Below are 12,738 nucleotides of genomic sequence, written 5' to 3' on the forward strand. Positions count from 1 at the left end.
GCACCTGCCCCGGCGACGACCCCGCCAGCGTCGGTGTCGGCACCGACGCAGGCGTCGGCGGCGGCCGACCGGCAGGAGGCACTCACCCGATGAGCACCTTCACCCTGCCCGGCCCGCTGGGCACGATGACCATCGAGCCGCTCGACGTCACCACCACCGTCGAACACCTGCACGCCTGGATCACCCACCCCCGGTCGGTCTTCTGGGGAATGCCCGACGCCGACCTCGACACCGTGCGACGCGAATACGAACGCATCGCCGACGACCCGCACCACCATGCCTGGCTCGGCCGGCTCGACGGCGAGCCGCTGTTCCTGGCCGAGACCTACGAACCGGCGCACAGCGAACTCGCCGGCCACTACCCGGTGCTGCCCGGCGACGTCGGGATGCACGTCCTGGTCGCGCCCCCGACCGGCCAGCCCCGGCACGGGACCACCTCGGCGGTGATGCGCACCGTGCTGGCGTTCATCTTCGCCGAACCGGCACACCGGCGCGTCGTCGTCGAGCCGGACGTCCGCAACGAGGCGATCGCCGCAAAGAACGCCGAAGCCGGTTTCGTCGTCGAGCGGCTCATCCGGCTCTCCGACAAACAGGCCCGGCTCAGCTTCTGCACCCGGGCCGCCTTCACCGCCGGCACGTCCGATCCGACCACCCTGGTGACGCCACCTGAGCACCTCAACCCGGCCGCGATCGCCACCGCGCACCGGCACCTCGTCACCAAGGCGATCGCCGAGTTCAGCCACGAGCGGCTGATCAGCCCGGAACTCGACGACCAGACCCCCGCCGGCCCCGGCGGGGACGGCTACCGGCTGACCACCACCGGGCAGGTGAGCTACCGGTTCCAGGCCCGCCGCTACGCCCTCGACCACTGGCTGATCGACCCGGCGTCGCTGACCCGCGACGTGGCCGGCGCGCCCACACCGCTGGACGCCCTCGAACTGATCATCGAGTTGCAGGCCACCCTCGGTATCCCGCCGAAGCTGCTCGGCACCTATCTGGAGGAGATCAGCGCCACCCTCGCCGGTGCCGCCTGGAAGCACCACCACCGGCGGGAACGGGCCGGTGACCTGGTGCACGCCGACTTCCAGACCATCGAGTCGGCGATGACCGAGGGGCATCCCCTGTTCGTCGCCAACAACGGTCGGATCGGGTTCGGCCTGACCGACCACACCGCGTACGCGCCGGAGGCCGGTGCCGACGTGCGGCTGGTCTGGCTGGCGGTACGCCGCGACCTGAGCGCCTTCACCGCCGGACACGGGGTCGACGAACGATCCCACTACCTGGCCGAGCTGGGTGCCGAGACGCTACGGCGGTTCGCCGACCGGCTACAGGCCCTCGGCCTCGACCCGGACGACTACCGCTACCTGCCGGTGCACCCGTGGCAGTGGGAACACAAGGTCGGCATCACCTTCGCCGCCGACGTGGCCGCCCGGTCGATCGTCCCGGTCGGCACCGGCTCGGACCGCTACCGGGCCCAGCAGTCGATCCGGACCTTCTTCAACATCGACCAACCACACCGGCACTACGTCAAGACGGCCCTGTCCATCCAGAACATGGGATTCATGCGTGGGCTCTCCCCCGCGTACATGCGGGCCACCCCGCCGATCAACGACTGGGTCGCCGGGCTGGTCGCCGCCGACGACACCCTGCGCGACTGCGGGTTCGAGGTGCTGCGGGAGCTCGCCTCGGTCGGCTACACCGGCGACGCCTACCACCGCAGCGACGCACCGGTCTCGGCATACCAGCGGATGTTGGCCGCGTTGTGGCGGGAAAGCCCGATGCCCCGCATCGGGTCCCGGCAACGGCTCGCCACCATGGCCAGCCTGCTGCACCGCGACCCCGACGGCGCGCACCTGGCCACCGCGCTGATCGCCGCGTCCGGGCTACCGGCCGCCGACTGGGTGGCCCGCTACCTGCGGGCGTACCTGCGTCCGCTGCTGCACTGCCTGCTCCGCTACGACGTGGCGTTCATGCCGCACGGCGAGAACCTGATCCTCGTGCTGGAGGACCACGTGCCGGTACGGGTGTTCATGAAGGACATCGGCGAGGAGGTCGTCGCCCTGCACGACCGGGAGCTGCCGGCCACGGTCGAACGGATCCGGATGCCGGTCGACGACGACTTCCGGGTGCTGGCCATCTTCACCGACGTCTTCGACGGCTTCCTACGGTTCCTGGCCGCGATCCTCGACATCGACCGGGTGCTGCCGGCAGCCGACTTCTGGCGGCTGGTCGCCGAGTGCGTCCGCGCCCACGGCGACGACCACCCGCAGCTACGGGACCGGCTGGACTTGTTCACGCCGACGTTCCGGCACTCCTGCCTGAACCGGCTTCAGCTGCGCAACACCCTGCAGATGGTGGACCTGACCGACCAGGCCGGATCGCTGATCTACGCCGGTACGCAGGACAACCCGATCGCCTCCGCGCTGGAACCGGCCCGGTGACCGGGTCGTCCGGGGGTTCCCGGGGGTCCGGACCGTCCGCCGCCGCGACCGGTCGGGTGCACCGCGACGGGTACGGCGTACCGCACCTGTGGGCGGCCGACGTCGACGCGTTGGCGTACCTGCAGGGGCACACCGCGGCTGTCGACCGGGCCTGGCAGATCGAGGTCGAACGGTGGCGCTCGGAGGGTGCGCTGGCCAGCCGGCTCGGCTCCGCCGAGGTCGGTTGGGATCGGTTCGCCCGCCGGGTACGCCTCGACGACACCGCGCGGCGGTGCTTCCACCAGCTCGACCCGGCGACCAAGCGGTGGATCGGCACCTATGTGGACGGGGTCAACGACGGGCTGGCCGCTGGCGCGGCGGCGGCACCCGAGTTCGCCGAAACCGGCACCACAGCCGGCAGGTGGCGACCGTGGACACCGCTCGGGGTCTTCCTGGTGCAGCATGTGCTCTTCGGCACCTTCGGCAACAAGCTGTGGCGCGCGCACGTCGACGCCACGCTCGGCCCGGACGCCGTTGAGCTTTTCGCCATGGAGCCGCCGGTGGCGTCGGGCAGCAACGCCTGGGCGGTGGCCGCAGGCCACAGCGGCACCGGGGCACCGATGATCGCCGGGGACCCGCACCGCATCCTCGAACTACCCAACGTCTATCACCAGGTGCAGTTGAGCTGCCCCGAGTTCGACGTCGTCGGGTTCGCCTTCCCCGGCGTACCCGGGTTGCCGCACTTCGGGCACGCCGGGGCCGTCGCCTGGGCGATCACCAACGCGATGGCCGACTACCAGGACCTGTACCGCGAACACTTGCGCCACGTCGACGGACAGGTGCTGGTCCGGGAGGCCGACGGCTGGTCGCCGGCGTCGACGCACACCGAGCTGATCGAGGTCCGCGACGCCGAGCCGGTACCGGTGGAGATCATCGAGACGCCACGTGGTCCGGTGGTCGACATCAACCGGCACACCGGGGAGGGGATCAGCCTGCGTACGCCGAGCCGGGTCGACGGCGCGCTCGGCTTCGACGCGCTGCTGCCGCTGCTGCGTGCCCGCGATGTCGACGACGTCGCGCAGGCGTTGCGCCGCTGGGTGGAGCCGGTCAACAGCGTGCTGGTCGCCGACCGCAGCGGCACGGTCCGCCGGCTGGTCGCCGGTCGGGTGCCGGTCCGCGACGGACGCTGCCGGCAGGTACCGGTGCCCGGGTGGGATCCGCGGTACGCCTGGCAGACCGGCTACGCCCCGCTGCCCGCCGCCGAGGTGCAGACCGTGGTGGTCAACGCCAACGACCGCCGCCCGGGTGACACCGACGGTCTCGGCACCGACTTCGCCCCGCCGCACCGGGCCCGACGGATCCGGTCGCTGGTCGAGCAGGGCACCGACCCCGCGACGGTGCACGCCGACACCTGGGTCGCAGCCGACGGGCTACGCCGGCTGCTGCGCGGTCTGGACCTTGGCGACCAGCCCGCCGCGGCGCACCGGCTGCGCGACCAACTGCTCCGCTGGGACGGCGCGATGGCCGCCGACAGCGTCGAAGCGGGCACGTTCGCCGCCTGGCGGGCGGCGTTGGTCCGGCTGCTGCACGCCGAGCCTTGTCTGCGGCCGCTTGACGCCGACGCCGGGTTCGACGGGCTGTTCGCACCATGGCTCGACCCGGTCGGCCGGATCGGACTGGCCCTCGATCAGGTGCTCGACGGACTGTCCCGCCTTGGCGGCGACCCGGCGCGGTGCGCCGTGGCCGCGCTGGTGGAGATCGCCGCCGGCCCGCCGCCCGGGCCGTGGGGCGAACGGCACCTGCTGCATCCGATCCGGGTGCTACCCGGCCCGGCCGACCCGGCGACCGGCACCCTCGGCGGACCGGTGACGCTCAGTGGTGACACCGACTGCGTGCTCGCCACCTCCAGCGTCCCCGGGGTCTCCGACGTCTGCTGGCGCGGGCCGGTGGCCCGCTACGTCTGGGATCTGGCCGACCCGGCCGCCAGCCGCTGGGTGGTGCCGTTCGGCGCGTCCGGACGTCCCGGCGACCGGCACTTCGCCGACCAGTTGCCCCGCTGGGCGGCCGGAGAGTTGCTTCCGGTCTCCCGGATCCAATGGCGTCCGACTGGCACCGGCTCCATGGTGCCCACCGTCTACGCGCGACAGCTGCCGGGCATCGGCCGGTTCAGCCTGGCGGTGCTCGACCCCGAGGCAGATCTCGACCTGGTGTTCCGCTGGGTCACCGAGCCTCGGGCCCGGTTCTGGGGAATGACCGGGCACTCGCGGGAACAGGTGGGCGAGATCTACCGGTTCATCGACGGACTGGCCTCGCACCACGCCTACCTGATGTACGTCGACGACGAGCCGGTCGGCATCTTCCAGACCTACGAACCCGCCGAGGACCCGCTGGGCGAGCACTATCCGGTGCGGACCGGTGACGTCGGGATCCATCTGTTCCTGGCACCGGCACCACGCCCGGTCACCGGGTTCACCGACGCGGTGGCGGCCGCGTTCATCGGGCACCTGTTCGACGATCCGGCCCGGCGACGAATCGTCATCGAGCCGGACGTACGCAACGACCGGGCGTTGCGGCGATGGAAGCGGCTGGGCTTCGTCTTCGACACCCAGCTGGAGCTGGCCGACAAGAGTGCCCAGCTGGCTTTCCTGACCCGGGACGCCTTCCGAGCGGGCGGACCCGCAGCCGACGTACGATCGCCAGATGACCGCAACTGAGCAGCCGCGACCTGCGGCGGTGGCGGCCCGGGTGCTGGCCGCTGATCCGCAGCTCGCCGGGCTGCGCCGGTCGCTGGAGTTCTACTACGGCGACCCCGGACGCGACACCGCGATGGACCTGCTCTATCGACGGTTCGTCGGAGCGGGCGACCTGGTCTTCGACATCGGTGCGCACGTCGGCGACCGGGTGGGCAGCTTCCGGCGCCTCGGCGCCCGGGTCGTGGCGGTGGAGCCGCAGCCGTTGTGCGCCCGCGCGGTGCGGCTGGTCTACGCCGACGACCCGGCGGTGTCGGTGGTGCAGGCAGCGTGCGGTGACAAGGTCGGGTCGGTACGGATGTACATCAACTCCGCGAACCCCACCGTCTCCACCGCGTCGGCGGAGTTCGTCGAGGCCGCCGACGGCGCCAACGGCTGGTCCGACCAGGTGTGGGACACCGAACTCGACGTGCCGGTCACCACCATCGCCAGCCTGGTCGCCGAGCACGGACCGCCGGCGTTCGTCAAAATCGACGTGGAGGGGTTCGAGGAGGCCGTCCTCGCCGGGCTGCACGACCCGGTGCCCGCGCTGTCCTTCGAGTTCACCACCATCCAGCGCGACACCGCGCTACGTTGCCTGCGCCGGCTGGCCACGCTCGGCGACTACCGGTTCGACGTCGCGCTCGGCGAGAGCCAACGGCTGACCTTCGACCGCTGGCTGACCGGCGCCCAGATGGAAGCACACCTACGGGAACTGCCGCAGGCGGCCAACGCCGGCGATGTCTATGCGGTCCTGCTGCCAGCCCGTAGCCGCTGATCCGACGCCGGCTCGGCGTGGCACCGGCCGGTCGACGGTCCCGGACCGACCTGGCCGGCGGCCAGCGTCTGCCGATTGCCCCACAGCCAGTGCACGTCGCGGCCGAACGACCAGACCAGCGCCGCCAGGACGGCCCCCACCAACGCTGTGACCAGCATCGCCGGGGCGATGCCGGCGGCCGCCACGACCAGCACGACGCCCTGCGTGGCGGCAACCGTCTTACGGCTGAACCGGGGCGGCAACGGTGCCCGCAGCCACGGCCAGACCCGGGCCGCCGCGCCGAACACGTAGCGGAAGACGCCGATCGCCAGCGCCCACCAGCCGACGCTCGCCGCCACGAACACACTCAACGCCAGCACCAGCGCCGAGTCGGTCTCCATGTCGAAGCGGGCACCGAGGCGCGAGCAGGTGCCGGTACGTCGCGCGACCTGACCGTCGACACCGTCGAGTGCCAGCGCCACCGCTGCCATGGCCACCAGCAGTGCCACCGGGACCGGCTGCAAGAACGAGTCGGCCACCAACGCCGTCACGGCACCGATCAGCGTGCCCCGGGCCAAGGTGACGGTGTCGGCCGGGCCCCAGCCGGTCACCTCGGGCTGTTGCATCGCCCGGATGAGCAGCGCCCAGGTGGCCACGCCGTACGCCAGCCCGGCCAGCCAACCGGCGATCCCGAGTCCGCTGACCGCCGCCAGCGTCATCAGCACCGCGATCTGGACCAGCAGCCCGATGCTCGGCGCGTGCACCGATCGGATCGTCTCACTACGCACACTTACCGTCACTGTTCCTCCGTCACCGATCGGCCACCGCCGCCGCCCGCGTCAGTGCCATATCCCCACCCACGGCGAATCGGCGCGAACAGTTCACCGATTGGTTCGGCAATCGCGCGACACCGCCGATCCCCGTCGTTCGCCGCTGCTGCTGGTGAGCGAAGGATCTCACCAGCAGACAGCCCTCGCACTGTCAGTAACCGGTCCAGACCGCCTTCGCACCTGTGTCGCCGGCACTCACCACAAAGTAGATGCTTACCCCCGCGGCGAGGATAACTACACCTTTCACCACCAGTACCAGCGCCCCGCTGCGCGGCGCGGCGGCCGCACTGCCGGCCGCCGCCGCGACCCGCGGCGCTACCAGGTAGACCAGTGCCAGGGTGGCGAGCCCCAGCACGATCGCGGCCATCAGCGTCAGGTTGCCCAACTGCTCATGCTCCTCGATCACCGGGAGGAAACTCTCGGTGATCCGGCCAGCCTCCTCCATCCGGTTGAAGAACGCATCCCCGGAGAGCTTTGTGACCAGCGCGGAGACCGGTGCCACGACGGCGAGTGCGGCCAGTACCCAACGGGTGTGCGGGCGCAGGGCCGGTACCAGTGAGTACGCCACCGCCAGCAGCGCCAGCAGCGGTACAAAAACCACCGCCGCGTGCACCAGCAGTGGATGGGCGGGGATTCCCGCGACTTCCTCGAACATCTGCGCCTCCTCAGTGGCGGACCACGGCGATCGCGGCGACCAGGGATCGGAGGCTAGCGCACCCCGACCAGGCACGGCAGCCGCGACCCGGTGGTCGCCAGCACCGCACGGTCATGCCGAGTCGCCGGGTGCGGAGTCGTCGTCTGCAGACGGCCGCCGCCACCGCTGCATCTGCGGCCCCCGCTGCGCACCGAGGGGATCCTCGGGCTCGGTCGTGTGTTCGAAGCTCGGCCGACGCACCTCTTCCAGCCGGGGAATCTGGACGGCCCGGGCACCGGACACCGGGTCGGGCTCGAAGGTGATCAACCCGGCCGGTCCCTGGGCCGTGCCGCGCCGGACGGCGCGCTGGTCGGCGGTTTCCCGGCGCAGTTCGTCAGCCAGATGCTGGGGCGGCTCGGTGTCGCGTTGCGGCAGATCACGACCGAGGTCGGAGACCCGGGCACCGTACTTGGCCTCGAATGCCGGACGCTCGGATCGGATCCGCGGCAGCCGGTCGAAGTTGCGCAGCGGCGGCGGGCAGGTGGTGGCCCACTCCAGCGAGTTGCCGAAACCCCACGGGTCGTGCACGGTCACCTGTTCACCGAAGCGGTACGACTTCCAGACGTTCCAGATGAAGAACAGGGTCGAGGCGCCGAGCACGAACGACCCGACGGTCGAGATCATGTTCAGAACGGTGAATCCATCGGTGGTCAGGTAGTCGGCGTACCGGCGAGGCATGCCTTCGTTGCCGAGCCAGTGCTGGATCAGGAAGGTCGCGTGGAATCCGATGAACATCGTCCAGAAGTGCATCTTGCCGAGCCGTTCGTCGAGCAGCCGGCCGGTCATCTTGGGAAACCAGAAGTAGACACCGCCGAAAGCGGCGAAGACGATCGTCCCGAACAGCACGTAGTGGAAATGCGCAACGACGAAGTACGTGTCGGTGACGTGGAAGTCGATCGGCGGACTGGCCAGCAGCACCCCGGTGAGCCCACCGAGCAGGAAGGTGACCAGGAAGCCGACGGCGAACAGCATCGGTGTCTCGAAGGACAGCTGTCCTTTCCACATCGTGCCGATCCAGTTGAAGAACTTGATGCCGGTCGGCACCGCGATCAGGAAGCTGAGCATGGCAAAGAAGGGCAGTAGCACCTGGCCGGTGCCGAACATATGGTGTGCCCAGACGCTCATCGACAGCGCGGCGATCGCGATCGTCGCGGCCACCAGGCCCTTGTAGCCGAAGATCGGTTTGCGAGAGAAGACGGGAATGATCTCGCTGATGATGCCGAAGAACGGCAGCGCGACGATGTACACCTCGGGGTGACCGAAGAACCAGAACAGGTGCTGCCACAACATCGGGCCGCCGGTCTGCGGGTCGTAGACGTGCGCGCCAAGCAACCGGTCGGCGAGCAGCGCCAGCAGCGCGGCGGCCAGCAACGGAAACACCAGGACGACCAACAGCGCGGTGATCAGGATGTTCCAGGTGAAGATCGGCATCCGGAACATCGTCATCCCGGGTGCCCGCAGGGTGACGATGGTGGCGATCAGGTTCACCGAGCCGAGGATCGTGCCGAGCCCGGAGATCACCAGGCCGACGATCCACAAGTTCGCCCCGACTCCCGGGCTGTGTTCCATCCGGCTCAGCGGCGTGTAGGCGAACCAGCCGAAGTCGGCCGCACCGCCCGGAGTGAGGAAGCCACCCATGACCAGCAGACCACCGAGCAGGTACAGCCAGTACGCCAGGGCGTTGAGCCGGGGGAACGAGACGTCCGGGGCACCGATCTGCAGTGGTACCAGGTAGTTCGCGAACCCGAAGACCAGCGGGGTCGCGAACAACAGCATCATGATCGTGCCGTGCATGGTGAACAGTTGGTTGTACTGCTCCGGAGAGAGCAACTGCGTCCCCGGGCGGGCGAGTTCGGCCCGCATCAGCAGGGCCATCACGCCGCCGGCGACGAAGAAGCCAAACGAGGTGCTCAGATAGAGCAGACCGATCTGTTTGGCGTCGGTGGTCCGCAACAGCCGGGTCAGCGAGTTGCCCGGGACCGCCGGACGCACCGGCCCGGGGAACCCGCCGGTGGCTCCGATCGCGAGCGGACGCACGGGTACCAACAGTTCCGTACCGGTCTGCTCCGCCATGGCCGCCTCTCCCGACACCACCCGGATCGACCGTAACCTGCTAAACAGCCTGTTGAGACGGTAAATCAGGATTAGTTGTGCCAGGTACGGCGGCGGACCTACCGGGTCACCGGACCGCCCGACGGGTGAAGGCGCGCAGCGCGGCGACGGTGGCGGCGGCGGCCACCGCGGTCAGGACCAGCAGGCACAGGGCGATCGGCAGGTGAGTCACGTGCGGTGCCATCGCCGCACGCAACGCCTCGGACGCGTACGTCATCGGGTTGACCGCCGTGGCTACCTGGAACCATGGAATCTCCGCCAACCGTTGCCATGGGTAGTGCACGCAGCCGGTCCAGATGATCGGAGTCACGACCAGTGAGAAGGCGGCCTGGATGCGTTGCAGCGGCAACACCGTCGCCAGGGTCATACCCAACGCCGCACCCACCCACCCGGTGAGCAGCACCACCAGCAACGACAACGGCAGCACCGACCAGTCACCCGGGGCCGAGCCGACCACCAGGGCGCCCAGCGGATAGACGAGCACTGCCGCGAACAACCCACGTAGCGTGGCGACGACCAGCTTGCCCACCGCCACCAGCGCGGTCGGCAGCGGGGACAGCAACCGGTCCTCGATCTCCCGGGTGAAGCCGAACTCCTTGACCAACGGCACCGCCACGCTCTGCAGGGAGGTGGTGAAGGTGGCGAGCGCCACCGTACCCGGCAGTAGTATGTCCGCGAATCCGGCGCCCACGATCCCCTGCATGGTCAACACCCGGGTGAAGACGAACAACATGAACAGCGGGGTCATCAGGACCTGGGCGAGGACGAACCAGATGTCCTTGCCGGAGACGAACAGGTCCCGCAGCAGAATGGCGCCGAAGGCCCGTGCGACCGGCGGTCGCTGGCGTGCCTCGACGGCGGGCACTGCGGCCGTGGGAACCGACGGAGTCGACGCCGTGTCGATCGTGCTCAACGGATCTCCTTGCCGGTCAGGGTGAGGAACAGGTCTTCCAGACCCGGCTTGCCGATGTGCACGTCGGTCAGCTGGCCAGAGCGTCCGGCCAGCACGGTCAGCGCCGGCCCGAGAATCGCGGCTGGGTCGGCGTCCAGTTGCAACCGGAGCCGGACCTCGGCCGCTGGACCGGCTGGCGCGGCAGCGGCGAACAGCTCGGCGAAGCGCGGGGTGGACCGGGCGGCGGCGATCTTCGCGGCGATCCGGGGATCGGACCGGGCGGCGGCGATCTTCGCCGCGATGGCGGGATCCGCCGCGAGCGCCGCCAGTCCGGGGCGGCCGGCGCCGGCCGCCCCGCCCGGACGCGGACCGGCGGCCGGCTCACCGCCCGTGCCGACCTCCCCGGTACGCACCCCGTCGAGCGCGGTGAGCGCGGCGAGCAGACCGGTCGCGTCATCACCCGGCCCGGGTCGCACGGTCAGGTCGAGTACCGCCCGCCCAGTGAGACCGCGTAGCAGATTGGCCGGCGTGTCCAGCGCGAGCAGCCGGCCGTGGTCGACGATCACCACCCGATCGGCCAGCTCGGCGACCTCGCCCATCTCGTGACTGGTCAGCACCACCGTGACGCCCCGCTCGCGCAACTGCCGGATCCGGGTCCGGATCAGCAGTCGGGCCTGCGGCTCCAGTCCGTTGGTCGGCTCGTCGAGGAAGAGCACCCGGGGGTCGTGCATCAAGGCGCGGGCGATCATCAGGCGCTGCGCCATCCCGCCGGAGAAGAAGTCGACCCGCGAGTCGGCCTGCCGGTCCAGACCGAACTCGGTCAACAGCCGCTGCGCCCGGTCCTGCCGCTCGACGCGCCGTACCCCGTGGTAGGCGGCGTGATAGAGCAGATTCTGACGCGGGGTCAGCGACCGGTCCAGGTTGTTGTACTGGGGAACGACGGCGAACCGGGTCCGGGCCACCACCGGGTGGCGGGACACGTCCACCCCGTCCACCCGCGCGGTTCCCGAAGTCGCCCGGATCGTGGTGGTGAGTACGCCGACCGTGGTGGACTTGCCGGCACCGTTCGGCCCGAGCAGGCCGAGCACCTCTCCGGGCCGCACCGCGAAGGAGAGTCCGTCGATCGCGTTCACTTCCTGCCCTGGATACCGTTTCACCAGGTCGACGACCTCTACCGCCGGCACGACGCCGGCCTGGTGCTCGGTCGGCGGTGATGTGGCGGTCGCGGAGCCGTCGATCATCGGTTGGGTGCCGGTACTCGACATCTGGCCTCTCCTGATCAGGCGGGTCTGGGATGGGAGGCGAAGAACTGCCAGCCGGTGGCGGTGGCGTCCACCTCGGTGGCGGGTCGGTCCAGCCCGAGCAGCCGGCCGGCGGCCCGCTGGCGGGAACCGGGCCACTGGTGCCCCGCCCCGTCGATGGTGATCAACGTGACTGCTCGGCCGTCGGGGCAGCTGGCGGCCATCGTGGTGACGGTCGCCTCGGTGCTGGTCTGCGGAGCCGCGCACTGGTCGATCTGCCGCCAGCGCTGTGCCAGGTCCGGCACGGGCGGTCCGTCGACGGTGCCGGGCACCCCGTCACGGCCGGCACCATCCCACCGGCCCGGTCCCCCGGTGTACGGGATCGTCTCGTCGGCGGTGCCGTGGATGTGCAGCACCGAGATCGGTTCGGGTGCCGGGCAGTCCCCGAGCATCGTCGCCGACACGGCGACGACCGCGGCGAAGATCGACGTGTCGCAGGCCAGCCGGTAGGCGAGCATGCCACCGTTGGAGATGCCGGCCACGTAGGTCCGGCGCGGATCCACCGGCAGTTGCCCGCTCAGCGACTCGACGACCGCCGCCACGAACGCGGTGTCGTCGATCCCGTCGCGGGCCGAAACACCGCAGCATTCCTCCGACACCGCCCAGGCTCGGTTCCGCGAGTCCGGGTACGCGACGACGAACCCGGCGGAGTCGGCGGCGGCGTTCCATCCGTACCACGACTCGGCCTGCTCACCGCTGCCGAGCAGACCGTGCAGCATGACCACCAGCGGCACCGGGCCGTCCGACGGCAGGTCTGCCGGTCGGTAGACCCGATAGGTTCGGTCGTAGCCGTCGACGGTGATGCCCTGCGCCGACGACCCCACCGGCGGCGTGGCCGGTCCGGGACCGACGGATCCGCCGTCGACCGACGGCGGATCCCCGGCCGACGTACGCGGCGCCGGGTCCGGTGCCGATGTGCAGCCCGTGACAAGTGCCCCGAGGACACCCCCCGTGACCAGGACCGTCAACCGGCGCCGATACCGCGACATCGCTCACCTGCTTC

At 70.5% G+C, this 12,738-nt stretch carries 9 protein-coding genes and 1 pseudogene; 4 read left to right on the plus strand and 6 right to left on the minus strand.

What is annotated here, in order from left to right; genetic code table 11:
• The first annotated feature begins 89 nt into the window (after window positions 1–89).
• From ACFHVL_RS17000 to ACFHVL_RS17015, 4 genes and pseudogenes are all read left to right on the plus strand, one after another.
• The gene (locus tag ACFHVL_RS17000; protein ID WP_416628968.1) at window positions 90–2,441 is read left to right on the plus strand and encodes a GNAT family N-acetyltransferase; all 2,352 of its coding nucleotides are present in this window, start codon (window positions 90–92) and stop codon (window positions 2,439–2,441) included.
• A gap of 56 nt (window positions 2,442–2,497) precedes the next feature.
• Window positions 2,498–4,504, plus strand: a pseudogene (locus tag ACFHVL_RS17005) (penicillin acylase family protein); the annotation flags it as partial.
• 36 nt (window positions 4,505–4,540) lie between these two features.
• A complete protein-coding gene (locus tag ACFHVL_RS17010) occupies window positions 4,541–5,134 on the plus strand; it encodes a GNAT family N-acetyltransferase (protein ID WP_416629021.1) in 594 nt (197 codons plus the stop codon).
• Window positions 5,121–5,927, plus strand: a complete 807-nt coding sequence (locus ACFHVL_RS17015; RefSeq protein ID WP_416628970.1) for an FkbM family methyltransferase — start codon at window positions 5,121–5,123, stop codon at window positions 5,925–5,927. Before ACFHVL_RS17010 ends, ACFHVL_RS17015 begins: the two co-directional genes overlap by 14 nt.
• Here the strand turns inward: ACFHVL_RS17015 and ACFHVL_RS17020 are convergent.
• From ACFHVL_RS17020 to ACFHVL_RS17045, 6 genes are all read right to left on the minus strand, one after another.
• Window positions 5,894–6,670 carry a CDP-alcohol phosphatidyltransferase family protein gene (locus tag ACFHVL_RS17020; RefSeq protein WP_416628971.1) on the minus strand — a complete coding sequence of 259 codons (777 nt, stop codon included), beginning with the start codon at window positions 6,668–6,670 and terminating at the stop codon, window positions 5,894–5,896. The genes ACFHVL_RS17015 and ACFHVL_RS17020 overlap by 34 nt on opposite strands.
• Window positions 6,671–6,887: 217 nt before the next feature.
• On the minus strand, window positions 6,888–7,391 hold the full coding sequence (locus ACFHVL_RS17025) for a hypothetical protein (RefSeq protein WP_416628972.1): 504 nt from the start codon (window positions 7,389–7,391) through the stop codon (window positions 6,888–6,890).
• A 111-nt stretch (window positions 7,392–7,502) separates the two neighbouring features.
• On the minus strand, window positions 7,503–9,503 hold the full coding sequence (gene ctaD / locus ACFHVL_RS17030; protein WP_416628973.1) for a cytochrome c oxidase subunit I: 2,001 nt from the start codon (window positions 9,501–9,503) through the stop codon (window positions 7,503–7,505).
• 106 nt (window positions 9,504–9,609) lie between these two features.
• Complete coding sequence (locus tag ACFHVL_RS17035) at window positions 9,610–10,455, minus strand: ABC transporter permease (RefSeq protein WP_416628974.1); 846 nt, start codon at window positions 10,453–10,455, stop codon at window positions 9,610–9,612.
• A complete protein-coding gene (locus tag ACFHVL_RS17040; protein ID WP_416628975.1) occupies window positions 10,452–11,699 on the minus strand; it encodes an ABC transporter ATP-binding protein in 1,248 nt (415 codons plus the stop codon). Before ACFHVL_RS17040 ends, ACFHVL_RS17035 begins: the two co-directional genes overlap by 4 nt.
• 14 nt (window positions 11,700–11,713) lie before the next feature.
• Window positions 11,714–12,724, minus strand: coding sequence for an alpha/beta hydrolase family esterase (locus ACFHVL_RS17045; RefSeq protein WP_416628976.1), 1,011 nt, complete (start codon window positions 12,722–12,724; stop codon window positions 11,714–11,716).
• Between the last annotated feature and the right edge of the window lie 14 nt (window positions 12,725–12,738).

Source organism: Micromonospora sp. LOL_023 (genome assembly GCF_048060115.1).
In the GTDB taxonomy this organism is placed as follows: Bacteria; Actinomycetota; Actinomycetes; order Mycobacteriales; family Micromonosporaceae; genus Micromonospora_E.

Coding starts and splice junctions, on each gene's coding strand:
- ACFHVL_RS17000 (WP_416628968.1), top strand. CDS start 90: ATGAGCACCTTCACCCTGCCCGGCCCGCTGGGCACGATGACCATCGAG.
- ACFHVL_RS17010 (WP_416629021.1), top strand. CDS start 4,541: ATGGTGCCCACCGTCTACGCGCGACAGCTGCCGGGCATCGGCCGGTTC.
- ACFHVL_RS17015 (WP_416628970.1), top strand. CDS start 5,121: ATGACCGCAACTGAGCAGCCGCGACCTGCGGCGGTGGCGGCCCGGGTG.
- ACFHVL_RS17025 (WP_416628972.1), bottom strand. CDS start 7,391: ATGTTCGAGGAAGTCGCGGGAATCCCCGCCCATCCACTGCTGGTGCAC.
- ctaD (WP_416628973.1), bottom strand. CDS start 9,503: ATGGCGGAGCAGACCGGTACGGAACTGTTGGTACCCGTGCGTCCGCTC.
- ACFHVL_RS17040 (WP_416628975.1), bottom strand. CDS start 11,699: ATGTCGAGTACCGGCACCCAACCGATGATCGACGGCTCCGCGACCGCC.
- ACFHVL_RS17045 (WP_416628976.1), bottom strand. CDS start 12,724: ATGTCGCGGTATCGGCGCCGGTTGACGGTCCTGGTCACGGGGGGTGTC.